Here is a 24,584-nt window from a genome sequence, read left to right as displayed (position 1 = left end):
CGATCGGAACTCATCGGAACCAATCGGAATCCATGGAGACCGAACGCGCTGTTACGCGGTCCAGTCCAGGATGATCTTGCCGCTGCGGGCGGTGGACGCCTCGTCGAAGGCGGCCTGGAAGTCGCGGTGCGAGTAGCGGCCGGTGATGACCGGGGACAGGTCGAGCCCGCCCTCCAGCAGCACGGTCATCGCGTACCAGGTCTCGAACATCTCGCGGCCGTAGATGCCCTTGATGGTGATCATCGAGGTGACGACCTTGGCCCAGTCCACCGGGAACTCCTGCGCCGGCAGGCCCAGCATGGCGATCCGGCCGCCGTGCGTCATGTTGTCGATCATGTCGCGCATGGCCTCGGCGCGGCCGGACATCTCCAGGCCGATGTCGAAGCCCTCGCGCAGGCCGAGCTGCGCCTGGGCGTCGGCGATGGAGGTCTCGGCGACGTTCACCGCGAGGGTGGCGCCCGCCTTTCGGGCGATCTCGAGGCGCTCGGGGCTGACGTCGGTGATGACCACGTTGCGCGCGCCGGCGTGCCGGGCCACGGCCGCCGCCATGATCCCGATCGGGCCGGCGCCGGTGATCAGTACGTCCTCGCCGACGAGCGGGAAGGACAGCGCCGTGTGCACGGCGTTGCCGAAGGGGTCGAAGATCGCCGCCACGTCCAGGTCCACGGCGGTCCGGTGCACCCACACGTTCTGCGCGGGCAGGACCACGTACTCGGCGAAGGCGCCGTCGCGGCCCACCCCGAGCCCGATCGTGCTGCGGCACAGGTGGCGGCGCCCGGCCAGGCAGTTGCGGCACTTGCCGCACACCAGGTGGCCCTCACCGCTGACCAGCGCGCCGACCTCGATGTCCTGTACGTCCGCGCCGAGCGCCGCGACCTCGCCGACGAACTCGTGGCCGAGGACGAGCGGGGTCTTGACCGCGCCCTGCGCCCAGCCGTCCCAGGCGCGGATGTGCAGGTCGGTTCCGCAGATGCCGGTGCGCAGCACCTTGATCAGCACATCGCCGGGGCCGTACTCGGGCTCCGGGACGTCCATGAGCCACAGCCCGGGCTCGGCCTTGTGCTTGACGAGTGCCTTCATGGGGTGGCTCCAGGCATGCGGAAGGGGCGCCACGGGCGTACGGGCCCGGACGGCGTTCGGTGACGGGCACCAATCTGCCGAGCGGCGCGGTGATCAGTCCATCGAGACTTTCTTAAGCGGGTCGACAGCGCAGCTTCACGCCTATGCTCCTCACGTGACGGGGCAGGGTGCCGGACCGGGGAGGTCCGGGGGAATGGGGAGGTGAGGGGCGTGCCGAGTCTGCGCAGCAGGGCGCTGTCGGCGGCGCTGATCGCGGCGGGACGGCGAAGACGGTTCGGGAGCGTCGAAGCGGTACGGACCCGGGTGGCGCAGTCCGCGCGCCGGCCCGCTTCGCACCTGCCGCCCCGCTCGCTGGGCCGGGTCGCGGAGATCTCGCGGACCTTCGTCGGAGCCTGGCCGGTGTACGACGTGTCCCCGCGCGGGACCGAGCCGGCGTCCCAGGTGCTGTACGTGCACGGCGGCGGCTACATCAACGAGCTGATGCGCCCGCACTGGGCGATGATCCGGACCCTCGTCACGCAGGCGGCCGCGCGGGTCGTCGTACCCGCGTACATCCTCGCGCCGCGCGGGACGGCCGACCGGACGGTCCCGGTCGCCGCCGACCTCCTCAGCGGTCTGATCGCGAGCGGCGGCGCGGGCGGGACGGTGCTCATCGGGGACTCGGCCGGAGCCGGCCTGGCGCTGGCCGCGGCGCAGCGGCTGCGCGACCGCACGGGGGCACAGCCCTCCCGGATCGTGCTGATCTCGCCCTGGCTGGATGTGACCATGAGCCATCCGGACCAGGCGGGCATCGAGGCGGCCGATCCGCTCCTGAGCCGCCCGGGGTTGCGGGAGGCGGGGCGGCTGTACGCCGGGACCCTGGCCGTCGACGATCCCCGCGTGAGCCCCCTGCACGGGTCCTTCGGCGGCCTGGCGCCGCTGACGGTGTTCACCGGGACCAGGGACGTGCTGAGCACGGACAGCAGGGAGCTGCTGCGCCGGGCGCGGGCGGAGGGCGCCGAGGTGGAGTTCCACGAGGAGGCCGGGTTGCCGCACGTCTACCCCCTGCTGCCGCTGCCGGAGGGACGGGCGGCGCGCGAGCGGATCGTCGAGCTGGTCCGGGCGGCGGGCGAACTCTGATCCCCGGACACCGGGCTACGCCGTGCAGGTCATCAGCGAGCTGACCGGCCAGGCGCGGTACGCCGTCCAGTACGCCTCATCGCGGACGGGGTCGGCGGGCGGAGTGCGGTTCGGCTGCCAGCCGACCGTGGCGAAGCCCGCTTCGACGGCCGCTTCGGCGAGGTCGGCGTGGGCCCATTCGCGGAACTCGAAGGGGACCGGCGGCTCGGTCAGGAAGTGCGCCTTCAGCAGCGGCGCGTCGCCCTCCGAGACCCGGTCGAGGATGCGGACCCCGTACGGCGACCAGTCCACGCGGGGGAACGCGCCCGCGTTGGGGACGATGGCGAGGAGTTTCCCGCCGGCGCGCAGGTTGGCGCGGGCGGACCGGAACATCGCGTGCAGGGAGCCGCGGTCGGGCGCGTAGCTGAAGAGGTAGACGGCGGTGGCGAGGTCGAAGGGGCCGAGGTCGGGGAGGCCTGCGGCGTCGGCGACGAGGTATTCGATGCTGCCGGGCCGCTCCTCGGCCGCCTCGTGCTCGCGGGCCAGTCTGATCATCTCCGCCGAGCTGTCCACGCCGACGGTGCGGCGGGCGCCGCCGCGGGCCAGCAGGCGGGTGTTGTAGCCGTATCCGCAGGCCAGGTCGAGGGTGTCGAGCCCCCGTACCCCGCCGAGCGCGTCGAGGGCGCCGAGGAGGGTGTGGGTGTCGGCCGCCGAGAAGGCCGCCGTGTTCTGGGATTCCGCGAAACGCTCGCCGGTGGTGTCGTACTGGTACCGCATGCTCTGCCTTCCGGTGGCCTGCCGGGGTGGGGACGGGGGTGGGGCGCGTGCGTATCGTGCCCCGCGGCGCGTCCGGGGACGGCCCGTACGCCCGTGCGTCCCCCGGACGAGGGAAGCGGTCGGCCTATCGCCGCTGCTCGCGCGCTCTAAGGGGCCAGTTCGCGGGCGCAGGTCCGCAGCCAGGCGTGCGCCGGATCGGCGTCGTGCCGGGGATGCCAGGCCATCCCGAACGGCAGCGTCGGCAGGTCGAGCGGGATCTCGAAGGCCTCCAGCCCCAGCGCCTCGGCGAGCGGCACGGCCTGGGTGGTGAGCAGGCCGACGAGGTCGCTCTCGCGCAGCACGAACAGGGAGGCGGGGAAGGTGCCCACACTGCCCACCACCCGCCGGGACAGGCCCTGTTCGGCGAGGGCGGTGTCCACCGGGCCTTGCAGCCGGCCGCGCCGGGAGGCGACCAGGTGTTCGGCGGCGGCGAAGCGGCGGGCCGTGACGCGCCCGCGGAGCAGGGGGTGTCCGCGGCGTACGACGGCCAGCATCCGCTCGTCGGAGAGTTGCTCGACGCGCACCTCGGGGGAACGGGTGTCGACGACGCCGAGTTCCAGGTCGGCGACGCCCTCGCGCAGGGCCGGGACGTCCACGTGGCTCTCCCCCAGGAAGCGCAGGCGCACGCCCGGCGCCTCCCGGCTCACCCGGGTGAGGAGGGTCGCCGCGTGGAGGGCGGTGAAGGCGTCGTTGGCCAGCACGGTGAAGGTACGCGTGAGGGTGGCCAGGTCCACCTGACCGCCGGCCAGGAACAGCGCCCGGGCCCGTTCGACGACGGCCCGCACCTCCCCCTGGACCGCCAGGGCGTGCGGGGTGGGGACCATGGTCCGCCCGGCCCGGACCAGGACGGGGTCGCCGAGCGCCTTGCGGATCCGGCCGAGGGTGCGGCTCATGGCGGGCTCGGAGAGGTGCAGGCGGGCCGCGGCCCGGGACACGCTCGACTCCTCCAGGAGGACGTCGAGGGCGACGAGCAGGTTGAGGTCCAGCCCCCCGGATCCGGATTGCGTCACACGCATTCATCCCTTGCAGAACATGCACTGGAAAGCAGGTCGGTCCAACCCTACGGTGGCTCGGGGGAGATGCCCCACCCGTATCCCGCAGCCGGCATCCCGCCCGCATCCGCATCCCCTGCCACCCCACCGACTCCGAGGAGGAGCCGTGCTCCGCCATGCCCAGAAACCGCTCCGGGCCGAATCCGCCCCGGGCCTCTCCCGGCCCGCCCTGCTCGTGCTGTGCGCCTGCGTACTGGTCGCCCAGGCGATGGTCGCGGCCGTCAACCTGCTGATCCCGCAGCTCGCCGCGTCCACCCTGCGGCCGAGCCCCGGCCAGTTGCTCTGGGCGGTCGACGCGTACGTGATCGTCTTCGCCGCGCTGCTCATCCCGGCCGGCGCGCTCGGCGACCGCTACGGCCGCAAGGGCGCCCTGCTCGGCGGGCTCGCCCTGTTCGCCGCGGGCGGGGCCGTCAGCGCCCTCGCCACGACCCCCGCCGTACTGATCGCCGGGCGCGGGGTGTGCGGGGCGGGCGCGGCCCTGATCATGCCCGCCACCATGTCCGTCCTGGTCCACCTGAGCCCGCCCGAACGGCGCGGTCAGGCCCTGGCCACCTGGACCCTGTCGGCGGGCCTCGGGGGCCTGGCCGGCAATGTCGGCGGCGGCCTGGCCGGGGAGTTCCTGACGTGGCGGGCCCTGTTCTGGGCCGTCGTCCCGCTCGGCGCGCTGCTCGCGCTCGCGGTCGCCCGTACGGTTCCCCGTACGCCCTCGCGGCCCGACGCGGCCGTCGACCCCTTCGGGGCCGTGCTGCTGGCGGGGGCGCTGCTCGCCGTGGTGTACGGGATCATCGAGGGGCCCTCGTACGGCTGGGGCTCGGTCCGCGTGCTGACGGCCTTCGCGGCCGGCGCCGGGCTGCTGGCGGCCTTCACCGTCCACGGACTGCGCGCCGCCCGCCCGCTGCTGGACCCGCGGGTCTTCGCCTCGCGCAGGCTGCGCGCCGGGGCGCTGGGCATCGGCACCGCCTTCTTCGGGCTCTTCGCGCTGTTCTTCGTCAACGCCCAGTACCTGCAGTACGCGAAGGGCTTCTCCCCGGCCCAGACCGGCCTGGCGATCGTTCCGCTGACCATCGGGATGGCCCTGGTGCCCCGGTTCGGCGCCCGGCTCCAGGACCGCACCGGGCCCCGCCTGCCGGTCGGCGCCGGGCTCGGCCTGATCGGGGCGGGGCTGCTGCTGGTCTCCACCGCCGGCGCGGGCACCCCGTACGCCGTGTACGCGCTGTACCTGCTGGTGCTGTCCGTCGGCACCGGGCTGTGCGCGCCCGCGCTGACGCTGACGGTGGTCGCCGAACTGCCCGCGCACCAGGCCGGGCTCGGCTCCGGGCTCAACACGGCGGCCCGCGAGATCGGCGCCGCGCTGGGAGTGGCGGTGGTCGGCACGGTGCTGGCCTCCCGCTTCCACGGGAACCCGCAGGACCCGGCGCAGGTCGCGGCCTTCACCGACGCGATGGGAGCGGCGCTGCGCACGGTGGCCGTGGTGCTGCTGCTCGCTTCGGCCGCCGTCGTGGCCGGGTACCGCAACAGCGGGCCGAAGAGGTAGCGCACGGCCGGGACCGGCGCCCGCCGGAGGGCGACGCGCCGGGATGCAGTCCCCGGCGCCGAGGGCGCATGCTGGCGGTGTGACGGCGAGACCGGACAACGACGGCCCCGCCCCTGACGCAACGGCCCAGGTGCTCGCCCGGGCCGCCGTCGAAGCGGTGTCGGCCGTCGGCGGGTACGCGGGCGGGGTATACCTGCGCTCCGGCTCCGAGGACCTGCTCCTGCTGGCCGCTGTCCTGGGGCTCCCGGTGCCGCTGTTCCGGCCCTGGGGGCGGATGGTGGTGAACCGCCCGTACCCGGTGGCGGAGGCCTATCGCTCCGGGCAGGCGGTGCACCTGCCGGACGCGGAGTCGGCCATGCGCCGGTTCCCGCAGCTGATGGCCGGGCTGCCGTTCCCCTTCGGCTCGCTGTACGAGCCGGTGACCGCGGACCGCGAGCGGTTCGGGGTGCTGTTCGTGCTGCGCGAGGCGACGCCCGGCGTGGCGGTGGGCGCCCATGACCGGAAGCGGCTGCGCGAGACCGCGGACCGGCTGGCCCTGGAGCTGGCGGCGCTGGCGGCGGCCGGGACACAGGTGGTCTGGAACAGTGCCCCGGTGCCCGTGGATCCGCCGACCGCGCCCGCGACGCCCGCCGGATCCGCCCTGTCCGCCCTGGCCGCCGAAGGTGCCAGGGCGGCCGTCGACCGGCTGGCGCAGGCCGTGCTGTCCGTGGACCGGCAGGGCAGGATCGGCTTCGTCAACTCCGCCGCCGAGACACTGCTCGGCAGCAGCCGGGCCCGGCTGCGCGGGCAGGTGCTGTGGGAAGCGCTGCCCTGGCTCGGGCATCCGGCGTACGAGGACCACTTCCGCGGGGTGTTCCTGTCCACCGTGCCGGTGCACTTCGCGGCCCGGCGCCGTCGGCACCCGCCCGGCGACTGGCTGTCGGTGGACCTGCACCCGGCGCCCGACGGGGTGACCGTGATGCTCAGCACGACCCCGGAACCCGGCTACGCGCCGCCGTCCGCGGTCCGCCCGGGTGCCGGGCTGGGCTCACCGGCGGACCGGGCCTCCGCGCTGTACCGGCCGGTGGCCCTGGCGATCGCGCTGACCGAGGCGGTCACGGCCCGCCAGGTGTCGGCGGTGGTCACCGACGAGCTGCTGCCCGCCTTCGGCGGCCGGCAGCTGGCGATCTACATGCTCGACGAGCGGCATCTGCACCTCGCCTGGGAGACCGGTTTCCCCAAGGGCTTCCTCGACCGGTTCGACGGGGTCGCGCTCGACGCCCGGCTGCCGGGCGTGGAGACCCTCACCTCCGGCCGGCCGCTGTTCTTCGAGTCGATGGAGCACCTGGCCGCCGCCTATCCGGGGATCCCGCTGGACGCCTCGGTCGGCGCCCGCGCCTTCCTGCCGCTGATCGCCTCCGGCCGGCCGGTCGGCTCGTGCATCCTCGGCTTCGACCAGCCGCGCGGCTTCAGCCCGGAGGAGCGTACGGTGTTGACCGCGCTGGCCGGGCTGATCGCGCAGGCCCTGGAACGGGCGCGGCGCTACGACAGCGAGGCGGCGCTCGCCCGCGGACTGCAGGCGGCCCTGCTGCCGCACCGGCTGCCGGTGCGCGAGCACGTGGACACGGTGGGCCGCTACCTCCCCGGCACCGCGGGGATGGACGTCGGCGGCGACTGGTACGACGTCGTCGAGGCCGGCGGGGGCCGGCTGGCCCTGGTGATCGGGGACGTCCAGGGCCACGGGGTGGCCGCCGCCGCGACCATGGGCCAACTGCGCAGCGCCGTACGGGCCTTCGCGCTCAGCGGCAGTACACCGGAGCAGGTGATGGCCGGCACGAACCAACTCCTCATCGACCTCGATCCGGGCCAGTTCGCCAGCTGCTGCTACGTGTTGCTCGACCCCGGGTCGGGAGACATCCGGGCCGTCCGGGCCGGGCATCCCCAGCCCCTGCTGCGCCACCCCGACGGCCGGACCGAGGTACTGGACCTGGCCGGCGGGGTGGTGCTCGGCATCGACCCGGAGGCCGCGTACCCGGTCACGGAACTGCGGCTGGAGACCGGCTCGGTGCTCGCCCTGTACACGGACGGGCTGGTGGAGACGCCGGGCACCGACATCGACCTCGGGGTGGAGCGGCTGCGGACGGCCCTGGCCGGAGCCGGCCCGACCCCGCTGACCGAGATGGCCGACCGGCTGATCGCCGACGCGGGCAGCGCCGCCGACCGGCCGGACGACATCGCCCTCCTGCTGGCCTCGCGCACCTAGCCCGCCGCGGCGCGGGCGGCCGGACGACGGCACGGCCCGGTCCACGTCCGATCCGGCAAAGCGGAGGGAAATTCTTCGGCGGTCGGGCTGCGGTTCCCGCACACGCCGCTCGTGCAGCATTAACACGGTCTTTACACCCCGGATCGGCCCCGGAGGCCTCGCGGACGATGGAATCCGCAGGTGAACAACCCTTGACCTGCGGATCTCGCGGAGATTGCATGTCGGCCCGGGAGCCACGGAACCAGTTGCTCACCACCGCCTCGGAGGCGATACCGCTCCCGCGCTCATTCACCGCATCTGCCGATCGGAACCTCGCACCGATGACTGAAACGATCAGCGCACCACAGGCCCTCTCCCCCGCCACCGGGCCCGTCCCGCAGAAGCTCAAGCGTTCCATCGGCGTCGTCGGAGGGACACTGCTCACCCTCTCGTGCGTGACGCCCGCCTCGACCCTCTTCGTCGTCGTGCCCGATCTCTTCGCCAGTCTCGGCACCTGGACCGCCCTGACCATCGCCATCGGCTCGCTGCTCTGTATCGGCGTCGCCTTCTGCTACTCCGAACTGGGCACGCTCATCCCCAGCGCGGGCGGCGAGTACGCGATGGTCTCCACGATGGCCGGCCGGCTCGCCGGGTGGCTGGTCTTCGTCCTGTCCCTGCTGGTCGTCATGATCGTGCCGCCCGTGATCGCCATGGGCACGGCCGACTACCTCGCCCCGGTGATCGACATACCGGCGCCGGTCGCGGGCGGCGGCGTCATGCTGCTCGCCACCCTCGCCGGACTCCTCGACCTGCGGGCCAACGCCTGGATCACCGGCATCTTCCTGGTGCTGGAGGTCGTCGCCGCCGCCCTCGTCGCCGTACTGGGCTTCGCGCACAGCGAGCGCGGCGCCGACGCGCTGGTGCACGGCACCGTCGCCGCCGAGGGCGGAGGCACCTCCACCGTCACCGCGATGATGGTCGTCTCCGGGCTCGCCATCGCCCTGTTCATCACCCAGGGGTTCTCGACCGCCGTCTACCTCTCGGAGGAGCTGGAGAACCCGCGGCGCAACGTCGCCCGGACCGTGCTCCTCACGCTCGCCATCTCCACCGCCGTCATCCTGGTCCCGGTCATCGCCATCACCATGGGCTCCCCCGACCTGGACGCGCTGGCCGCCGGCGACCTCGGCGGGATGGTGACCGCCTGGTCCAACTCGGCCGTCGGCACCTTCGTGAGCCTGTGCGTCGCCCTCGCCATCGTCAACGCGGGCATCGTCATGGTCATCCAGAACTCGCGGGTGCTGTTCGCCTCCGCCCGCGACAAGGCCTGGCCCGCGCCCGTCAACCGGGCGCTGTCCAAGCTGGGCCGCTTCGGCTCGCCGTGGGTGGCCACCCTGGTCGTCGGTGTCCCGGGTGCGGCGCTGTGCTTCGTCAACCTCGACACCCTGTACGGGGTCACCGGCGTCTCCGTGACCGGCATGTACCTGCTCGTCGCGGTGGCCGCGCTGTTCAGCCGGCGCGGGGCGCACCGCGAGGTGGCCGCCTGGCGGATGCCGCTGTGGCCGGCCGTGCCGGTCGTGCTGATCGTCGTACTCGCCTACATCCTGACCCAGCAGGAGACCCCGTACCTGCTGTGGACCGGCGGGATCACCGCCGCGGCCACCCTGTACTGGGCGCTGTACCTGCGGCCGCGGCGCGAGACGCGCTGGCTGGTCAGTATTCCGGAGGACGGCGAGGAGAACGCCGCGTAAGGTCACGGCAACGGGATCGCGCGGTCCCGCAGGGTGCGGGGCTGTGGCAGAGCGGTCCAATGCACCGTCGGCGCCGGAGGTTTCCCGGTGCCGACGGCTAGCGGTCGACGGCCGGACCTGGCCTTCGGCCCCGCGGGTTCGAATCCCGTCGGTCCCGCACCCGACCCGGGAGCTCGACTGGAAAGGGGTCCATGGCCACCACCACCGCTCCTGCCGAGCCCTCCCCCTTCTCCCTCGAAGTGCGCCGTCGGCGGGCGCTGCGCCGGATGAGCCAGCTCGAACTGGCCACGCTCGCCGGTACCACGCAGCGCCATCTCAGCTTCATCGAGAGCGGCCGGTCGAAGCCGGGCCGGGCGATGGTGGTGCGGCTCGCCGAATCCCTGGGGCTCACCCTGCGGGAGCGCAACTCCCTTCTGCTGGCGGCCGGTTACGCGCCCGCCTACACCGAGTCGCCGCGGGACGGGGCCGCCCTGGAGCCGGCGATGACGGCCCTGCGGACCATCCTGACCGGGCACCTGCCGTACCCGGCGGTGGTCGCCGGGGCGCACGGTGAACTGGTCCTGGCGAACGAGGCGTTCGGGGTGATCACCGAGGGCGCGGCCGCGCACCTGCTCGCGCCGCCGGTGAACGTACTGCGGCTGGCGCTGCACCCCGAGGGCATGGCGCCGCGCGTGCTGAACCTGGCCGCGTGGGGGCGGCACATCGTGGAGAACCTGCGAGGCCGCGCGCAGGCCCACCCCGACCCCGAACTGGACGGGTTGCTGGCGGAGTTGCTCGGCTACCTGCCGGCGGAGACACCGCCCGGGCCGGACCACCTCGGCTTCGCCGTGCCGCTGCGGCTGCGCAGCGCGGGCGGCGAACTGCGGCTGCTGACCACCCTGACCTCCTTCGCCACGGCCGTGGACGTCACGCTGGCCGAGCTGCACCTGGAGGCCTTCCTCCCGGCCGACGCGGCCACCGGCGATCTGCTGCGCCGCCGCGAGGAGGACCGCAAGGCCGGCGTACGGGCCTGACCGCTCAGTCGCCCGGCTCCTCCCGGGCCAGGGTGAGCGCGGTGTTGACCAGGCCGACGTGGCTGAAGGCCTGGGGGAAGTTGCCGAGCTGGCGTCCGGCGACGGGGTCGTACTCCTCGGCGAGCAGCCCCACGTCGTTGCACACGGAGAGCAGCCGCTCGAAGAGGTCGCGGGCCTCCTTGCGCCGGCCCGTCAGCCACAGCGCGTCGGCCAGCCAGAACGAGCAGGCCAGGAAGGCCCCTTCGTCGCCGGGGAGCCCGTCGACGGAGGGGCCTTCGGTGCTGTAGCGGCGGACCAGGCCGCTGCGCCCCAGCTCCTCCCGGACGGCGTCGACGGTACCGACGACGCGCGGGTCGTCGGACGGCAGGAAGCCGACCCTGGGGATGAGGAGGGTCGCCGCGTCGAGTTCGCGGGAGCCGTAGTACTGGGTGAAGGTGCCGCGCTCGGCGTCGTAGCCCTTCTCGCACACGTCGCGGTGCACCTCGTCCCGCATGGTGCGCCAGCGCTCCACGTCCCCGGGCAGCAGCGGGTCGCGCTCCAGCGTCCGCACGGCCCGGTCGGCGGCGACCCAGGCCATCACCTTGGAGTGCACGAAGTGCCGGCGCGGACCGCGCACCTCCCACAGTCCTTCGTCGGGCCGGCGCCAGTTCTGCTCCAGGAAGTCGAGCAGCGCCAGCTGGATCCGCCAGGCGTGGTACTCGGAGGGGATCCCCGCGGCGCGGGCCAGGTGGAGGGAGTCGAGGACCTCTCCGTACACGTCGAGCTGGAGCTGGTCGACGGCGGCGTTGCCGACGCGCACCGGGGCGGAGGAGGCGTAGCCGCGCAGCCAGGGCAGTTCGCTCTCGGGGATCCGCCGCTCGCCCGCGATCCCGTACATGATCTGGAGGTCGGCGGGATCGCCGGCGACCGCGCGCAGCAGCCAGCTGCGCCAGGCGAGGGCCTCGTCGAGGAAGCCGGTGGAGAGGAGCGCGCCGAGGGTGAGGGTGGAGTCGCGCAGCCAGCAGTAGCGGTAGTCCCAGTTGCGGACGCCGCCGATCTCCTCGGGGAGGGAGGTGGTGGCCGCGGCGGCGATGCCGCCGGTCGGGGCGTAGGTGAGGGCCTTGAGGGTGATCAGGGAGCGGGTGACGGCCTCCCGGTAGGGGCCCTCGTACTGGCACTTGGCGGTCCAGTCCCGCCAGTCGGCGAGGCTCTGGTCCAGGGCTTCGAAGGGGTCGCAGGGGTCGGGGCGCGGATCGTGCGAAGGGTGCCAGGTGAGCACGAAGGCGACGCGCTGCCCCTCGGTGACGGGGAATTCGGAGCGGGTGCTGTTGTCCTCGCCCCAGGTGCGGACCGGGGGTTCGCTCCGGAACCAGGCGGAGTCGGGTCCTGCGACGGCGACCCGGTCCCCGTCGCTGCGGCGCACCCACGGCACGACGTGGCCGTAGTCGAACCGCAGGCGCAGGGTACTGACCATCCCGACCCGGCCGGAGACGCCCTCGACGATGCGGATCACGTCGGGGGCGATGTCGCGCTGCGGCATGAAGTCGATGACCTTGACGGTGCCGGTGCCGGTCTCCCAGTAGGACTCCAGGATCAGCGAGCCGTCCACGTAGGCCCTGCGGGTGCACCGTTCGCCGTCGGCGGCGTCGATGGGGGCGATGCGCCAGTGGCCGTTCTCCTCGTCGCCGAGGAGTCTGGCGAAGCAGGCCGCCGAGTCGAAGCGCGGCAGGCACAGCCAGTCGATGGACCCGTCACGGCCGACCAGCCCACTGGTCATGAGGTCGCCGATGAGTGCGTAGTCTTCGATGGGTTGTGTCATTCGTACGCTCTTCCCCCGAATGTCCGGGGCCAATCAGCTCAGGCCCCGGACACCCACGCGCGCGTCAGCTCCGTACGAGGAGCAGCACGCCGGCGAGGACGACGCCGAGGGCGACGGCGAGGGCGCCGTGGGCCAGGCGGTGGCCGCGGAGCACGGGCAGGAAGCGGTCGACGGCGTAGCGGCCGGGGCCGGTGAGGGCGAGGGCCGCGGCGCCCGCGGTCAGCAGCAGCTCGTACTCGATGCCCTTGGGGGCGAAGAAGGATCCCGCGCCGTGGACGGCGATCGCGTTGATGAGGGTGCCGACGATGGCGGCGCCGGCGAGCGGGGTGAGCAGTCCGACGGCAAGGCCGAGGCCGCCGAGGGTCTCGGTCAGGCCGGCGAGCACGGCCATGGCGTCGCCGGCGGGGTAGCCGCTGGCGGTGAAGAACTGGCCGGTGCCGCTGATGCCGCCGCCCCCGAACCAGCCGAAGAGCTTCTGGGTGCCGTGCGCGGCCATGGTCAGGCCGAGGACGAGGCGCAGGAGCAGCAGGCCGGCGTCGTGGCCCGGGGTGGACAGCGCGACGGCCTGCGCCGCCACCGCCGCCCGCGTGTTCGCGTTCGTGTGGGCGTTCGTGTTCGCCGAGGTGACGGAGGGGCTGGTCATCGTGGGGGTTCCTTCCGGTCGGGCGGCCCGAGGGAGCGGGGACGGAGTGGTTCAAATTCGAACCGCCAGCCCCGACCCTAACCAGTGATTCAAATTCGAACAACCCGTGTACCCTGGACCCATGGCTGAACCGAGATGGCTGAACGACCGCGAGATGCGGGCCTGGAGCGGCTTCCTGGCCGCGTCGGCCCTGGTGAACCGCCGTCTCGACCAGCAGCTCAAGGACGATTCGGGGCTCTCCCACCCGCAGTACGAGATCCTCGTGCGCCTCGCCGCGGCCCCCGGGCGCGAGCTGCGCATGACCGAACTCGCGAATGGCCTGATCAACTCCAAGAGCGGACTGACCTACCAGATCACCCAGATGGAGAAGGCCGGGCTGGTCCGCCGCCGCAGCTGCCCCTCCGACGTGCGCGGCGTCTACGCCGTCCTCACGGAGGCCGGCAGCGCCCGGCTGGACGAGGCGGCGCCGGGGCACGTGGCCACGGTCCGCGAGATCCTCGTCGACGTGCTCACCCCCGAGCAGCTCGACGCGCTCGCCGACGGACTGGGCGAGGTCGGCCGGCGACTGCGCGCGCAGGGCGCCTGAGCGGCCGCGGTACGCGGGCGCCCGATCCGGGTATAGGGCCGAAATGGACGGGAAGGTCTGGCTCGCTCTGGCCGCGGTCATCGCGGCCGGACTCGCGGTCTACGCGGCCGTGCTGCTCGTACGGGTCTTCAAGGCGCGACGGCTGCTGCTGGACGCCGGGATCCCACTGCGCGACAAGGCCCTCTTCTGGGTCGCCGTGCTGTACACGGTCTCCCCGGTGGACCTGATTCCGGATCCGGTCTACCTGGACGACATCGGCATCCTGCTGCTGGCCCTGCGCTCCCTCCAGGCAGCGGCGACCCGCCTGCCCGGCAAGGACCCCGCCCCCTCGTGACTCCGGACCGGCGGCGATCAGGCGGCCAGGGGGCGGTCAGAGGACTCCCCGGGGCCGGAACTGGACGCTGATGCGGGGGCCGACGGCCCGCGCCGACTTCGGCACCGCGTGCTCCATGGTCCGCTGGCAGGAACCGCCCATGACGACGAGGTCCCCGTGGCCCAGCGGGAGCCGCAGCAGGGTGGCGCCGCCGTCGCGGGGGCGGAGGGCGAGGTCGCGGGGGTCGCCCACGGAGACGATCGCGACCATGGTGTCCTCGGTGGAGGAACGGCCGGTCCGGTCCCCGTGCCAGGCGACGCTGTCGCGGCCGTCGCGGTAGAGGCAGAGCCCGGCGGTGGTGAAGGGCTCCCCGAGCTCGGCGGCGTAGTGACGGGTGAGAGCCTCCCGCGCCTCGGCGAGGGCGGGATGCGGCAGCTCCTCCCCCTCTCCGTAGAAGGCGAGCAGCCGGGGCACCTCGACCTCGCGCTCGTACATCTGCCGCCGCTCGGCACGCCAGGGCACGTCGGCGGCGAGCCGCTCGAAGAGCGCGTCGGCACCGCTCAGCCAGCCGGGCAGGTGGTCCACCCAGGCTCCCGCGCCGAGCGCGGTGCGCCGGATCCCGGCGAGCGGCCCGAGCCGGATCTCGTCGCCCTGGTCGAAGAGGGATCCCTGGAGGCCTTGGACTGCGTGCATGGCACCACCCTAACCCCATGAACCGAACACGTGCACGAATTAACGAGCCCGGATCATCAGACTTGGTAATGGGATCCATTTTCATATACTGTCGCCGGCGACGCCCTCCCACCCCACCCATGGAGATACCGATGGCCGTTCCCAAGCGGAAGATGTCCCGCAGCAACACCCGCCACCGCCGCGCCCAGTGGAAGGCCACCACCCCGCAGCTGGTGCCCATCACGGTCGACGGCTCCGTCTACCAGGTCCCCCAGCGCCTGGTGAAGGCGTACCAGCGCGGCCTGCTGCGCCCGGAGGGCTGAGCACCCGTGACGGCGTACGACCGCCCCCGCCTGCCGGTGACCGTCCTGTCCGGGTTCCTCGGCGCGGGGAAGACCACCCTGCTCAACCACGTGCTCGGCAACCGCGAGGGCTTGCGGGTCGCGGTCATCGTCAACGACATGAGCGAGGTCAACATCGACGCCGCCCTCGTCCGGGGCGGCGAGGCCGCGCTCTCGCGGACCGAGGAGCGGCTCGTCGAGATGACCAACGGGTGCATCTGCTGCACCCTGCGCGACGACCTGCTGGAGGAGGTGGACCGGCTGGCGCGCGAGGGCCGGTTCGACTACCTGCTCATCGAGTCGAGCGGGATCTCCGAGCCCATGCCGGTGGCCGCCACCTTCGCCTTCCCGCGCGACGACGGCGCCACCCTCGGGGACCTCGCGCGCCTCGACACGATGGTCACCGTGGTCGACGCGGCGAACTTCCTGCCCGAACTCGCCGGCGGCGACGAGCTGGTGGCGCGCGGGCTCGACCAGTACGAGGACGACGAACGGACGGTCAGCGACCTGCTGCCGCACGCCGTCTCCGAGGCGGCCTGACCGCTCCGCGGAGCCCCGGCGCGTTCAGGGCGCCGGGGTGTGGGACGTGTGGGGCGTGCGGGACGCCCTGCGGCCGAGGATCTCGGCGAGGCCCCGGCGGGTGGTGGCCAGCACGACGCGGTCCTCGGCCTTCAGGACGTAGCCGGGGTGCAGCTGCCACACCAGCCCGGGCCGCCGGGCCGGATCCTCGGCACGGGCGTTGGACAGGTCGGGGCGGCGGTCCTCGGGAGAGTCCGTGTCGAGGGCGACCACCCGCCAGGCCCCCGGTCGGAAGGACTCGGCGATGGTCCGCCCCACCAGCTGCGGATGACCGGCCACCTCGATGGCGGCGAAGAGCAGGACGCGGCGCTCCACCGGTATGGCTCCGAGGATCTGGCGACCCATCATCGCCCCCGCGAAAGCAGGGGCGGCGAGGTGCGTCACGCTCCGGCTGCGGGTGAGGGCAGCGGGGTGCGCGGCGCGCAGGGTGCGGTAGACGGCGGTCGCGAAGTCGTCCTCGAACAGGCGCATCACCACCCGCAGTTCGGGCTTGACCGTACGGGCGTACAGGGCGGCTTCCAGGTTGGTGGTGTCGGAGCTGGTGAGGGCGAGGAGCGAGTGCGCCCGGTGGACGCGGGCGGCCTCCAGCACGCCCTCCTCGGTGACGTCGCCGAGGATCACGGGGACGCGCAGCCTTCGGGCCAGTGCCAGGCCGCGGGCCTGCGGGTCCGACTCCACGCAGACCACCGGAATGCCCATCTCCCGCAGCCGCGCCAGGACCCGCGCCCCGATCTTGCCGAGTCCGAGCAGGACGACGTGCCCCGACTGGCCGCGGGACGGGCGGCGCAGGACGCTGGCCGTCCGGAAGGCGCCGAAGGCCTCGAGCGCGGCGGCCACGAGGACCGGCAGCAGGAGCAGGCCGACGAATCCGGCCAGGATCTGGAGCGTCTTGCGCTCGGGGGGCTGCCCCAGGGCCGGTTCGTTGATCGCGAAGATGTCGAGCAGCGTGATGTAGGCGGCGTGCAGCGGGTGGTCGCCGGTGGTCACCCAGGAGGCCACGGCGAGTGCGGTGACGGCCAGCGCGATGCCGGCCAGGGACCAGCGCAGCCGCCGCGAGAACAGGTAACCGACGGGCAGGGAACCCGTGTTGAAGCGCGCCGCCGACTGCCCTGGCCCGACATGGGTGACCGCTTCGAGGGCCACGATGCCCCGCCCGGTCGCGGCGGCCACCGCACGGTCGTCCGGGAGCAGTTGGAGCCCGCGTTCGCCGCCGAGCACGGAACTCTCGCTGCCCGCCGGGTCGCTGGCCGTGGCCGACAGCAGGGCGAGCGTGCACAGGCCCGGATCGGCCACCTCGCCCCGGCCCGGAGGCGTACGCTCCACCGCGCGCAGCAGCAGCCCGTCCGCCTGGACCACCTTGCTCGTTCCGGCGATCGCGCTGGCGGCCAGGGCGGGGGCCGCCGTATCGGCGTCCGAGAGCACCGTGGTCGAGGAGTCGAGCTCCCGCCGGTCGAGTTCCGGCTCGGCGATGATCGCCGCCTGGTCCAGCAGCTCCTCCAGGTGCTGGCCGAGCTTGCGGTTGTAGAGCCGGATCACCAGCCGGAGCCTCGGGTTGAGCCGCCGCGCCACCAGGGCGGCCCGGATGTTGGTGTCGTCGTCCTCGTAGACGAGCGCCAGCGCGGCGGCCCCGGCCACCCCGGCCGCGGCGAGCACCTCCTCGTCCGGCTCGGCCGCCTCCAGCACCCGCAGTTCGGTCGCGGGCGGCCGCCCGGCGGCCGCGGCGCGGGCCCGGGCCGTCGGGACCCGGCCGAACAGCCCGAGCCCGCGGCCGGCGCCCCGTTGCCCGAGTGCCGGCTGCGGGTCCCGGGCGGCGGGCACCACGAGCGTCACGCGCTCCTCGTACACGTCGCGCAGTTCGGCCGCGAGCCGGCGGGACAGGCCGTCGTCGCCGCACACGACCATCCGGCCGGTGGCGTCGGGGAGTTGGTTCTGCGAGAGGTTCGACTGCACCTGCACAGAATGCCCTGCCGGACCGGTCAGCCCTGGCGCTGGTTGATGTTGACCAGCCATGTCATGCCGAAGCGGTCCGTGCACATGCCGAACACGTCGCCCCACATCTGCTTCTCCAGCGGGACCGCGACCGTGCCGCCGGCCGAGAGCTTCTCCCAGTAGCCGCGCAGCTCGTCGGCGTCCTCCCCGCTCACACTGACCGAGATGTTGTTGCCGGGCTCGTACGGCTGTCCGGGCGGGTTGTCGGCGGCGTCTCCGGCTTCCTTGGCCCCGAACTCGCCGTAGGTGCTCGTCCTCAGGGTGCCGCCGAAGATCCCCTGGTAGAACTCCATGGCCTGGCGGGCATCTCCGTCGAAGCTGATGTACGGGTTGAGTCGAGAAGGCACGAGGTCTTCCTTTCGTGATGCGGCGTCGCTCTGGTGACCCCCCGGGCTACAGACTGCTGGCTGCGGCCGCCCGCCGCGCGCCCGGCACGCCGGACGGGCCGGCCGTCAGTGATCCGTATGGACTTGGCCGGTGGTCGTCAAGGTCCCGTCATGGGAGGGCCGCGGGTGTGGGAACGCGGGGATAGCTTCGATGTCGCGCCCCGGGCTGCCTCCCCGCATCCGGGGCTTCAACTGCCACTCGTGGTTCCGCTGGGAGGGCCCCATGTGTTTGTTCCAGTACGACGACGATCCCGAGCCTGAGGAACGGATCCCGGCCGGACCTCTCTACGTGCCCGTCCGGCCGGGAACAGCGGAGGTGGTGCTCCGGATGTTCCGCACCCCTCTGGGCGACCGCACCGCCGTCGGATTCACCCGCCCGGAGCTGCTGGCCGCGACGCTCGGCGCGGAGCAGCCCTGGATCCGGCTGTCCGAGTCCGCGCTCCGCGCCTTGGCTTCGCCGCTCGGCGCGGGCCCGCTGACGATCGACCCGACCTTCACCGCTCCCGCCGTCACCCCGGTGCCGGCACGGACGGTCGAGGCCGCGGCCCGCGCTCTCTGAGAGGGAAGTCCCGATGACCATTGCCGTTCTCTCCGAGGTTGCCGCCGGCGCGGAGGACCTGTCCATATGGCCCGCGTCCACCGAACGGCTCGCGCACGGCGGGCTGGCCGTCGGCGGAGTGTCGCTGGCGGAGGTGGCCGAGCGGTTCGACACCCCGGCCTACGTCCTGGACGAGGGTGAGGTGCGCGGGCGCTGCCGGACCTACCGGGACGCCTTCCCCGAAGCGGACGTGCTGTACGCCGCGAAGGCGTTCCTCTCCCGCGCGATGGTGCGCTGGGTGAAGGAGGAGGGACTGGGCCTGGACGTGTGCTCCGCCGGTGAGCTGGAGCTCGCGGTCACCGCCGGTTTCCCGCCCGAGCGGATCGTGCTGCACGGCAACGCCAAGTCGCCCCGCGATCTGGAGGCGGCGCTGCGGCTCGGGGTGGGGCGGATCGTGATCGACGGTCCGTCCGAGATCGCCCGGATCGCGGCCGCCGTCGGCCCCGACGGGCACCAGAAGGTCATGGTGCGGGTGGTGCCGGGCGTCTCGGCCGGCGGCCACGACAAGATCCGCACCGGTACCGACGACCAGAAGTTCGGCCTCTCCCTCACCGACGGCGGCGCACAGCACGCCGTCACGCGGATCCTGGGTCAGCCGCAGCTCGAACTGACCGGCCTGCACTGCCACATCGGCTCCCAGATCACCGAGGTGAAGCCCTACCTGGTGGCCCTGCGCCGCATGATCGGGCTGATGGCCCGCATCCGCGACGCGCACGGCATCGTCCTGCCCGAGCTGGACATGGGCGGCGGCCACGGCGTCGCCTACCGGCCGGGCGAGCCCGCCCTCGACCTCCCCGCGCTGGCCCGGCGGCTACGCGCGGAGCTCGTCGCAGGCTGCGCCGCCGCCCGGCTGACCGTGCCCCGGCTCCTCATCGAGCCCGGCCGGGCCGTTGTCGGGCCCGCCGGGGTCGCCCTGTACCGGGTACTCGCCGTCAAGCACACCGGCGAGAAGGTGTTCGTCGCCGTCGACGGCGGTATGAGCGACAACCCGCGCCCCGCCCTGTACGGGGTGCGCTACGCGCCCCGCCTGATCGGCCGCCACTCCACGGCCGGACCCCGCACGACGACCGTCGTCGGACGGCATTGCGAGGCCGGCGACATCCTCGCGGCCGACGTGGAACTGCCCGGCGACATCCACCCCGGCGACCTGCTCGCCGTACCGGTCGCCGGCGCCTACCAGCTGTCCATGGCCTCCGGCTACAACCTCGTAGGCCGCCCCGCGGTCATCGCGGTCCACGAAGGCGCGGCCCGGGTGCTGGTCCGGCGCGAGACGCTGGAGGACTTCCGCAGCCGGGACATCGGCGGGTAGGGCCGGGCGCCCGAGCAGGGGGGATCCCGCCGGACCTTCCGCCGTGGCGAGGGTCCGGCGGGATTCCCGTAGGCGTCCTGGAGCGCGGGGGTCAGCCCGCGTGGACGTGGGGGCGGCGGGAGCGGTCCGGTTCCGCCTCGCGGATGACCTCGCGGGTGACGGGGGCGACCTCGCCCTGCCCGAAGAGGAAGAACCGCAGGAAGTTGGCCATCGGGTTGCCCTCGGTCCACTCGAAGTAGATGTGCGGGCGCTGGCCGGTCTCGTCCCGGACGTGGAGGAGGAGGGCGGCCAGCGCGTTGGGGATGCTGGAGCTCTCCAGGGTCAGGACGCGGTAGCGGCCGTGCAGGACTTCGCCGCGTACCCGCATGCCGGATTCGAACTCGGACGCGTCCAGGACGGTGACCTCGACGAACATGACGTCGTCCTCGGACGGGATGTCGTTGTCCGCGCGGATCTGCTCCTTCTTCTGCCGGTACTCCTCGACGTCCCGGTTGTCGGGCTCGTTGGCGATGAAGCGGATCGTGCGGCTGGCGGTGTCACGGATGAAACGTTGCGCCATGTCGTCGAACTCCACGTGCGTGACGCGCAGCTCGAAGACCCGGGCGAGCCGGGAGAGGAGCGAGAGCGCCATGATGCCCGCGATGAAGCAGGCGCCGATCTTCACGCCGTCCGGCCGCTCCACGACGTTGACGGCCGTGGTGTAGATGAAGACGGCCGAGATGATGCCGAAGCCGATCGTCCAGCCGCGCTCCCCCGCCCGGCGGGCGGCGATGGTCACGGCGACGGCCGCCGAGGTGATCAGGACGAGGACACCGGTGGCGTACGCGCCGCCCTGCGCGTCGACGTCGGCGTTGAAGATCCACGTCACCAGGAAGGCGATCAGGGTGAAGACGATCACCATCGGCCGCAGGGCCCGGGCCCAGTGCGGGGCCATGCCGTAGCGGGGCAGGTAGCGCGGCATCAGGTTCAGCAGACCCGCCATGGCCGAGGAGCCGGCGAACCACAGGATGAGGATCGTGGAGACGTCGTAGACCGTGCCGAAGGCGGACCCCAGGTGCTCGTGTGCCAGGTAGGCGAGGGCGCGCCCGTTGGCCTCGCCGCCCGGCTGGAACTGGTCGGCGGGGATCAGCAGGGTGGTGATGAAGCTGGAGCAGATCAGGAAGACGCTCATGATGATGGCGGCGGTCGTCAGCAGCTTCTTGGCCCCGCGGATCCGGCCTGCGGGCTTGTCCTCGGTGTCCCCGGGGTCGCCCTCGACGTGCGGCATGACCGCCACACCGGTCTCGAAGCCGGAGAGGCCCAGCGCGAGCTTCGGGAAGACGATGAGCGCGATGGCGATCATCATGAACGGGTTGCCGTGCTCCGTGGTCAGCGCCTGCGACCAGTCCGTGATGACGTGCGGTTCGCTGATCACTTCCCACAGGCCCACCGCCACGACCACGACGTTCAGCCCGAGGTAGGTGGCCACCAGGACCACGGCCACGCCGATGGCCTCGCTGAACCCCTTGAGGAAGACGGCCCCGAGCAGCGCGATCATGATCAAGGTGATCAGTACTTCGTGGCCGTGCAGGGTACTGGTGAGGTGCGGGTTCTCGACCAGGTGCGCGGTCGCGTCGGCGGCCGACAGGGTGATGGTGATGAGGAAGTCGGTGGCCGCGAACCCGAGCAGGGTCAGGACGAACAGCTTCCCCTTCCAGAACGTCAGCAGCCGCTCCAGCATGGCGATCGAGCCCTCGCCGTGCGGGCTCTCCTCGGCCACCCGCCGGTAGACGGGCAGCGCGCCGAAGAGGGTCAGCAGTACGAGCACGATGGTCGCCAGCGGTGACAGCAAACCGGCGGCGAGCGCCGCGATACCGGGCTGGTAGCCGAGGGTGGAGAAGTAGTCCAGGCCGGTCAGGCACATGACCCGCCACCACGGCCGGCCATGGGGCTGGGCCGCCGACTCCTTGGCCGCGGGCGAACTCGTCTGGGCGGTCAAGCCTTCCAGCAGCCACGCGCGCAGGCGCGAGGAGCGGGCAGGGGTGGCCATCGTGGGGAGCTCCTGTCGTACGGCAAAGATTCAGCCATCGACATCGACGGCTGAGCCAGCGTACGCAGGCTGATCAGTCGTGCACGCGAGCGGGCGAATCCTGACGCGTCCTTAACGCCCACAGAGCCACCTGCGGCGTAATCGGCCGGGGCCGTGGACGCCGAGGTCGCGGCGCAGCAGGTCGTGCGCGGAGGCGGGGCGGTGGCGGACGCCGCGCAGGACGAGCCGGCCACCCCCCTGCCGGCAAGGGCGCGTCACCGTGCGTCGGCCGTGATGCGGAAGCGCAGTCGGCAGATGACGGCGTCGGTGTCCCGGCGGATGGCGTGGGCGAGGACGGAGCCGCGCTGGTTCTGCAGCACCCGCTGCCACAGGTGGGCGGGTTCGGTCTCCGGAATCAGAACGGTCACCTGGGCGTCCGGGTGTGCCCGCGCCAGCTCGCGCACGTAGCCGGACACCGGGCGGCCGAGCGAGCGGGTGTCCGAGGAGAGCTCGATCAGCTCGACGCCGGGCTTCCACAGCTCCCAGTCCCGTCGCAGCGCCTCGGCGGCCGGCCGGTCCTCGGGAGCCGGGTGGGTGACGGTCACGGCGAGGACCTCGTCACCGAGCGAGTGGGCGGCGGTCAGTGCCCGGCTGGTCAGTCGGGACAGGCCCGATACGGGTACGACGACCAGGGAGCGGGAGCACTGGGGCGGCTGCGGGATACGGCCGAGCTCCAGGCGTTCGCCGATCTCGGCGTAGGCGCGGTGGATCTTCTCGAAGGCGAGGACGATCAGCGGCAGGGCGAGGACGATCAGCCAGGCGCCTTCGGTGAACTTGGTGGCAGTGACGACGATCGCCGAGACGCCCGTCAGCACCGCGCCGAAGCCGTTGAGCGCCGCCTTCGCCCGCCGGCCCCGGGGGCGCTCGCCGTACCAGTGGCGGACCATTCCGACCTGGCAGATGGTGAAGCCGACGAAGACGCCGATCGCGAAGAGCGGGACGAGGGTGTTGGTGTCGCCGCCGGAGAAGACCAGGAGAACGCCCGAGACGAGCGCCAGCCACACGACTCCGTGGCGGTGCACCTGGCGGTCGGCCTTGAGGGCGAAGAAGTGCGGCAGGTGGTTGTCGCGGGCCAGCAGGCTCATCAGCACGGGCAGGCCGCCGAAGGACGTGTTCGCGGCCAGCGCGAGCAGCACCATCGTCGCGAACTGGACCACGTAGAAGGCGAGGTCGTGCCCGAACGAGGCGTCCGCGAGCTGGGCCAGCACGGTCACTCCCTCGACGGGCTGGAGGTGGAAGCGGCCGATCAGCACCGACAGCCCGATCAGCATCGCGCCGAGCAGGGCGCCGAGTGCCACTTCGGTGCGCTGGGCGCGGCGGGCGGCGGGGGCGCGGAAGGACGGTACGGCGTTGGCGACGGCCTCGACGCCGGTCAGGGCGGAACACCCGGCCGCGAAGGCCTTCAGCAGCAGGAGCGCGCCGACGGTCCCCGAACTGTGGTGCAGCGCGGCTTCACCCAGCGCGGAGGCGTGTCCGGCGGCCGAGGCGGTACTCACCGGCCCGTCACGGAACAGGCCCACGACGACCATGGCCAGGATCGACCCCACGAACACGGCGGTCGGGACGAGGAAGGCCTTCGCCGAGTCCACGACTCCGCGCAGGTTCACGGCGGTGACGAGCGCCAGGACACCGAGGCAGATCCAGACCCGCTCCCCGTACAGCTCCGGGAAGGCCGAGGTCAGGGCGGCCACGCCGGCGGTGACGGAGACGGCGACGTTCAGCACGTAGTCGAGGATCAGCGAGGCCGCGGCGACCAGGCTCGTGCGCCGGCCCAGATGCCGCTTGGCGACCGCGTACGAGCCGCCGCCGTCCGGGAACGCCGCGATCACCTGCCGGTACGAGGCCACCAGCACCGCCAGGAGCGCGGCGATGGCGAGCGTCACCGGGAGGGTGAACCCCATGCCGTACGCGCCGGCCGCCGCCAGCACCAGCACGATCGCCTCCGGCCCGTACGCCACGGACGCCATCGCGTCGAGCGACAGCGCGGCGAGCCCCTGGAGGGCGGTCAGCCGGTGCCGGTCCCCCGCCGAGGGCGTTGTGGCGTCGCCGGTATCAGGCGGCTCCTCCGTGCCCGGGGTCCGTCCTGCCGTGCTCGGCTTTCCCATGTGTATGGCCATCTTCGCTGGTTCCTCCGTCGGACAAAGTGAGGACAGCGTCGAAACGGCCCGGCCGGAATGCCAGTGTTCTTGTCGGTATCCATACGGCTCACGCCCCGGTCTTCACGCGCTCCTGACGGCAGTCCCGGGAATCCGTATGAGGCGCGTCAAGACCTCATCAGGGCGCGTGGCTCCACCTCCGCCGACGGGCACGCTCGATGCGGGCGACACCCGCCCGGGCCGGTGCCGCTCTGGACTCGGCCGGCCTGTCCCACCAGGGCTGACGCCGCCCACCGGGGCTGAGGCGGCCGTCGAGGGCGGTTGGCGTCAGGGGGGCGTTAAGAGTTCTCGGGCGCCCGTATGGAGCCCGTCAAGGTGGCTTAACGCCGGGCTGAAGACGCGGTTGTCTCGTCATTGGCCGGCCGGCCGATTCATTTCTTCCACCCAACTCAACTCAGGAGCTCGCGATGGCCGATCTGGCCTTCGTCGTCACCACGGTCGCGGTTTTCGCGCTGGTGGCTCTCATCGCCCGGGGGGTGACCAAGCTGTGACTGTCGAGAACATCGTCGGCCTCGTCGTGGCCGTCTCCCTGCTCGGATACCTCGTCCTCGCCCTTGTGTACCCGGAGAGGTTCTGAGCACTGA

Annotated in this window: 21 protein-coding genes and 2 pseudogenes; 13 read left to right on the top strand and 10 right to left on the bottom strand. The window is 72.8% G+C overall.

Annotation, left to right across the window (positions count from 1 at the left end; translation table 11 throughout):
* Positions 1-51: 51 nt before the first annotated feature.
* Complete coding sequence (gene tdh / locus ACFWBN_RS23085) at positions 52-1,080, bottom strand: L-threonine 3-dehydrogenase (RefSeq protein WP_385178779.1); 1,029 nt, start codon at positions 1,078-1,080, stop codon at positions 52-54.
* A 210-nt stretch (positions 1,081-1,290) separates the two neighbouring features.
* On the opposite strand from tdh, the gene ACFWBN_RS23080 reads away from it, so the two are divergent.
* The gene (locus ACFWBN_RS23080) at positions 1,291-2,199 is read left to right on the top strand and encodes an alpha/beta hydrolase fold domain-containing protein (RefSeq protein ID WP_385178778.1); all 909 of its coding nucleotides are present in this window, start codon (positions 1,291-1,293) and stop codon (positions 2,197-2,199) included.
* Positions 2,200-2,214: 15 nt separating this feature from the next.
* Here ACFWBN_RS23080 and ACFWBN_RS23075 read toward each other — a convergent pair whose 3' ends face one another.
* The gene (locus tag ACFWBN_RS23075; RefSeq protein ID WP_385178777.1) at positions 2,215-2,955 is read right to left on the bottom strand and encodes a class I SAM-dependent methyltransferase; all 741 of its coding nucleotides are present in this window, start codon (positions 2,953-2,955) and stop codon (positions 2,215-2,217) included.
* 146 nt (positions 2,956-3,101) lie between these two features.
* A complete protein-coding gene (locus ACFWBN_RS23070; protein WP_385178776.1) occupies positions 3,102-4,010 on the bottom strand; it encodes a LysR family transcriptional regulator in 909 nt (302 codons plus the stop codon).
* A gap of 142 nt (positions 4,011-4,152) precedes the next feature.
* Between ACFWBN_RS23070 and ACFWBN_RS23065 the strand changes: the two genes are divergently transcribed.
* From ACFWBN_RS23065 to ACFWBN_RS23045, 5 genes and pseudogenes are all read left to right on the top strand, one after another.
* Entirely contained in the window at positions 4,153-5,580 is a 1,428-nt protein-coding gene (locus ACFWBN_RS23065) for an MFS transporter (protein ID WP_385178775.1), read from the top strand.
* Between the two features lie 79 nt (positions 5,581-5,659).
* A complete protein-coding gene (locus ACFWBN_RS23060) occupies positions 5,660-7,822 on the top strand; it encodes a SpoIIE family protein phosphatase (protein ID WP_385178774.1) in 2,163 nt (720 codons plus the stop codon).
* Positions 7,823-8,142: 320 nt separating this feature from the next.
* Positions 8,143-9,549, top strand: a complete 1,407-nt coding sequence (locus ACFWBN_RS23055; RefSeq protein WP_385178773.1) for an APC family permease — start codon at positions 8,143-8,145, stop codon at positions 9,547-9,549.
* A 37-nt stretch (positions 9,550-9,586) separates the two neighbouring features.
* A pseudogene (locus tag ACFWBN_RS23050) lies at positions 9,587-9,706 on the top strand.
* A 34-nt stretch (positions 9,707-9,740) separates the two neighbouring features.
* The gene (locus tag ACFWBN_RS23045) at positions 9,741-10,562 is read left to right on the top strand and encodes a helix-turn-helix domain-containing protein (RefSeq protein WP_385178772.1); all 822 of its coding nucleotides are present in this window, start codon (positions 9,741-9,743) and stop codon (positions 10,560-10,562) included.
* A 4-nt stretch (positions 10,563-10,566) separates the two neighbouring features.
* Here the strand turns inward: ACFWBN_RS23045 and ACFWBN_RS23040 are convergent, their stop codons facing one another.
* Positions 10,567-12,360: a glycoside hydrolase family 15 protein gene (locus tag ACFWBN_RS23040; RefSeq protein ID WP_385178771.1), complete on the bottom strand. Its 1,794-nt coding sequence runs from the start codon at positions 12,358-12,360 to the stop codon at positions 10,567-10,569.
* Positions 12,361-12,424: 64 nt separating this feature from the next.
* Positions 12,425-13,003 carry a DoxX family protein gene (locus tag ACFWBN_RS23035; RefSeq protein WP_385178770.1) on the bottom strand — a complete coding sequence of 193 codons (579 nt, stop codon included), beginning with the start codon at positions 13,001-13,003 and terminating at the stop codon, positions 12,425-12,427.
* Positions 13,004-13,124: 121 nt separating this feature from the next.
* Here ACFWBN_RS23035 and ACFWBN_RS23030 point away from each other — a divergent pair, with 121 nt between their 5' ends.
* On the top strand, positions 13,125-13,589 hold the full coding sequence (locus ACFWBN_RS23030) for a MarR family winged helix-turn-helix transcriptional regulator (protein WP_385178769.1): 465 nt from the start codon (positions 13,125-13,127) through the stop codon (positions 13,587-13,589).
* 43 nt (positions 13,590-13,632) lie between these two features.
* Entirely contained in the window at positions 13,633-13,923 is a 291-nt protein-coding gene (locus ACFWBN_RS23025; RefSeq protein ID WP_385178768.1) for a YkvA family protein, read from the top strand.
* A 36-nt stretch (positions 13,924-13,959) separates the two neighbouring features.
* Here the strand turns inward: ACFWBN_RS23025 and ACFWBN_RS23020 are convergent, their stop codons facing one another.
* Positions 13,960-14,595 (bottom strand): alpha-ketoglutarate-dependent dioxygenase AlkB, encoded by a 636-nt coding sequence (locus ACFWBN_RS23020; RefSeq protein WP_385178767.1) that lies wholly within the window; start codon positions 14,593-14,595, stop codon positions 13,960-13,962.
* Positions 14,596-14,726: 131 nt separating this feature from the next.
* Here ACFWBN_RS23020 and rpmF point away from each other — a divergent pair, with 131 nt between their 5' ends.
* Both rpmF and ACFWBN_RS23010 read left to right on the top strand, forming a co-directional pair.
* Positions 14,727-14,897: a 50S ribosomal protein L32 gene (gene rpmF / locus ACFWBN_RS23015; RefSeq protein ID WP_385178766.1), complete on the top strand. Its 171-nt coding sequence runs from the start codon at positions 14,727-14,729 to the stop codon at positions 14,895-14,897.
* Between the two features lie 6 nt (positions 14,898-14,903).
* Positions 14,904-15,428, top strand: a pseudogene (locus ACFWBN_RS23010) (GTP-binding protein); the annotation flags it as partial.
* A gap of 51 nt (positions 15,429-15,479) precedes the next feature.
* Here the strand turns inward: ACFWBN_RS23010 and ACFWBN_RS23005 are convergent.
* Together ACFWBN_RS23005 and ACFWBN_RS23000 are read right to left on the bottom strand one after the other, a co-directional pair.
* Entirely contained in the window at positions 15,480-17,396 is a 1,917-nt protein-coding gene (locus tag ACFWBN_RS23005) for a potassium channel family protein (protein WP_385178806.1), read from the bottom strand.
* A 74-nt stretch (positions 17,397-17,470) separates the two neighbouring features.
* Complete coding sequence (locus tag ACFWBN_RS23000; RefSeq protein WP_385178765.1) at positions 17,471-17,830, bottom strand: VOC family protein; 360 nt, start codon at positions 17,828-17,830, stop codon at positions 17,471-17,473.
* Between the two features lie 262 nt (positions 17,831-18,092).
* On the opposite strand from ACFWBN_RS23000, the gene ACFWBN_RS22995 reads away from it, so the two are divergent.
* Positions 18,093-18,428: an SAV_915 family protein gene (locus ACFWBN_RS22995; protein ID WP_385178764.1), complete on the top strand. Its 336-nt coding sequence runs from the start codon at positions 18,093-18,095 to the stop codon at positions 18,426-18,428.
* A gap of 13 nt (positions 18,429-18,441) precedes the next feature.
* Positions 18,442-19,776: a diaminopimelate decarboxylase gene (lysA, locus tag ACFWBN_RS22990; RefSeq protein WP_385178763.1), complete on the top strand. Its 1,335-nt coding sequence runs from the start codon at positions 18,442-18,444 to the stop codon at positions 19,774-19,776.
* Positions 19,777-19,867: 91 nt separating this feature from the next.
* Here lysA and ACFWBN_RS22985 read toward each other — a convergent pair whose 3' ends face one another.
* Both ACFWBN_RS22985 and ACFWBN_RS22980 read right to left on the bottom strand, forming a co-directional pair.
* Positions 19,868-21,805, bottom strand: a complete 1,938-nt coding sequence (locus ACFWBN_RS22985) for an APC family permease (RefSeq protein WP_385178762.1) — start codon at positions 21,803-21,805, stop codon at positions 19,868-19,870.
* A gap of 254 nt (positions 21,806-22,059) precedes the next feature.
* On the bottom strand, positions 22,060-23,961 hold the full coding sequence (locus ACFWBN_RS22980) for an APC family permease (protein ID WP_385178761.1): 1,902 nt from the start codon (positions 23,959-23,961) through the stop codon (positions 22,060-22,062).
* Between the two features lie 526 nt (positions 23,962-24,487).
* On the opposite strand from ACFWBN_RS22980, the gene kdpF reads away from it, so the two are divergent.
* The gene (gene kdpF, locus ACFWBN_RS22975) at positions 24,488-24,577 is read left to right on the top strand and encodes a K(+)-transporting ATPase subunit F (protein WP_042817481.1); all 90 of its coding nucleotides are present in this window, start codon (positions 24,488-24,490) and stop codon (positions 24,575-24,577) included.
* The last annotated feature ends 7 nt before the right edge of the window (positions 24,578-24,584 follow it).

It is taken from the genome of Streptomyces sp. NPDC059989 (assembly GCF_042736975.1).
In the GTDB taxonomy this organism is placed as follows: domain Bacteria; phylum Actinomycetota; class Actinomycetes; order Streptomycetales; family Streptomycetaceae; genus Streptomyces.
The sequence above is the reverse complement of the archived record's forward strand: the minus strand, read 5'-3'. Positions and strand labels throughout refer to the sequence as shown.

What these genes read in the sequence shown, in the direction of transcription:
- ACFWBN_RS22995 (WP_385178764.1), top strand. Translation starts at nt 18,093, where the DNA reads ATGTGTTTGTTCCAGTACGACGACGATCCCGAGCCTGAGGAACGGATC.
- ACFWBN_RS23070 (WP_385178776.1), bottom strand. Translation starts at nt 4,010, where the DNA reads ATGCGTGTGACGCAATCCGGATCCGGGGGGCTGGACCTCAACCTGCTC.
- ACFWBN_RS22980 (WP_385178761.1), bottom strand. Translation starts at nt 23,961, where the DNA reads ATGGCCATACACATGGGAAAGCCGAGCACGGCAGGACGGACCCCGGGC.
- ACFWBN_RS23025 (WP_385178768.1), top strand. Translation starts at nt 13,633, where the DNA reads ATGGACGGGAAGGTCTGGCTCGCTCTGGCCGCGGTCATCGCGGCCGGA.
- ACFWBN_RS23020 (WP_385178767.1), bottom strand. Translation starts at nt 14,595, where the DNA reads ATGCACGCAGTCCAAGGCCTCCAGGGATCCCTCTTCGACCAGGGCGAC.
- ACFWBN_RS23035 (WP_385178770.1), bottom strand. Translation starts at nt 13,003, where the DNA reads ATGACCAGCCCCTCCGTCACCTCGGCGAACACGAACGCCCACACGAAC.
- rpmF (WP_385178766.1), top strand. Translation starts at nt 14,727, where the DNA reads ATGGCCGTTCCCAAGCGGAAGATGTCCCGCAGCAACACCCGCCACCGC.
- ACFWBN_RS22985 (WP_385178762.1), bottom strand. Translation starts at nt 21,805, where the DNA reads ATGGCCACCCCTGCCCGCTCCTCGCGCCTGCGCGCGTGGCTGCTGGAA.
- ACFWBN_RS23005 (WP_385178806.1), bottom strand. Translation starts at nt 17,396, where the DNA reads ATGGTCGTGTGCGGCGACGACGGCCTGTCCCGCCGGCTCGCGGCCGAA.
- ACFWBN_RS23040 (WP_385178771.1), bottom strand. Translation starts at nt 12,360, where the DNA reads ATGACACAACCCATCGAAGACTACGCACTCATCGGCGACCTCATGACC.
- ACFWBN_RS23030 (WP_385178769.1), top strand. Translation starts at nt 13,125, where the DNA reads ATGGCTGAACCGAGATGGCTGAACGACCGCGAGATGCGGGCCTGGAGC.
- ACFWBN_RS23075 (WP_385178777.1), bottom strand. Translation starts at nt 2,955, where the DNA reads ATGCGGTACCAGTACGACACCACCGGCGAGCGTTTCGCGGAATCCCAG.
- ACFWBN_RS23055 (WP_385178773.1), top strand. Translation starts at nt 8,143, where the DNA reads ATGACTGAAACGATCAGCGCACCACAGGCCCTCTCCCCCGCCACCGGG.
- tdh (WP_385178779.1), bottom strand. Translation starts at nt 1,080, where the DNA reads ATGAAGGCACTCGTCAAGCACAAGGCCGAGCCCGGGCTGTGGCTCATG.
- ACFWBN_RS23045 (WP_385178772.1), top strand. Translation starts at nt 9,741, where the DNA reads ATGGCCACCACCACCGCTCCTGCCGAGCCCTCCCCCTTCTCCCTCGAA.
- lysA (WP_385178763.1), top strand. Translation starts at nt 18,442, where the DNA reads ATGACCATTGCCGTTCTCTCCGAGGTTGCCGCCGGCGCGGAGGACCTG.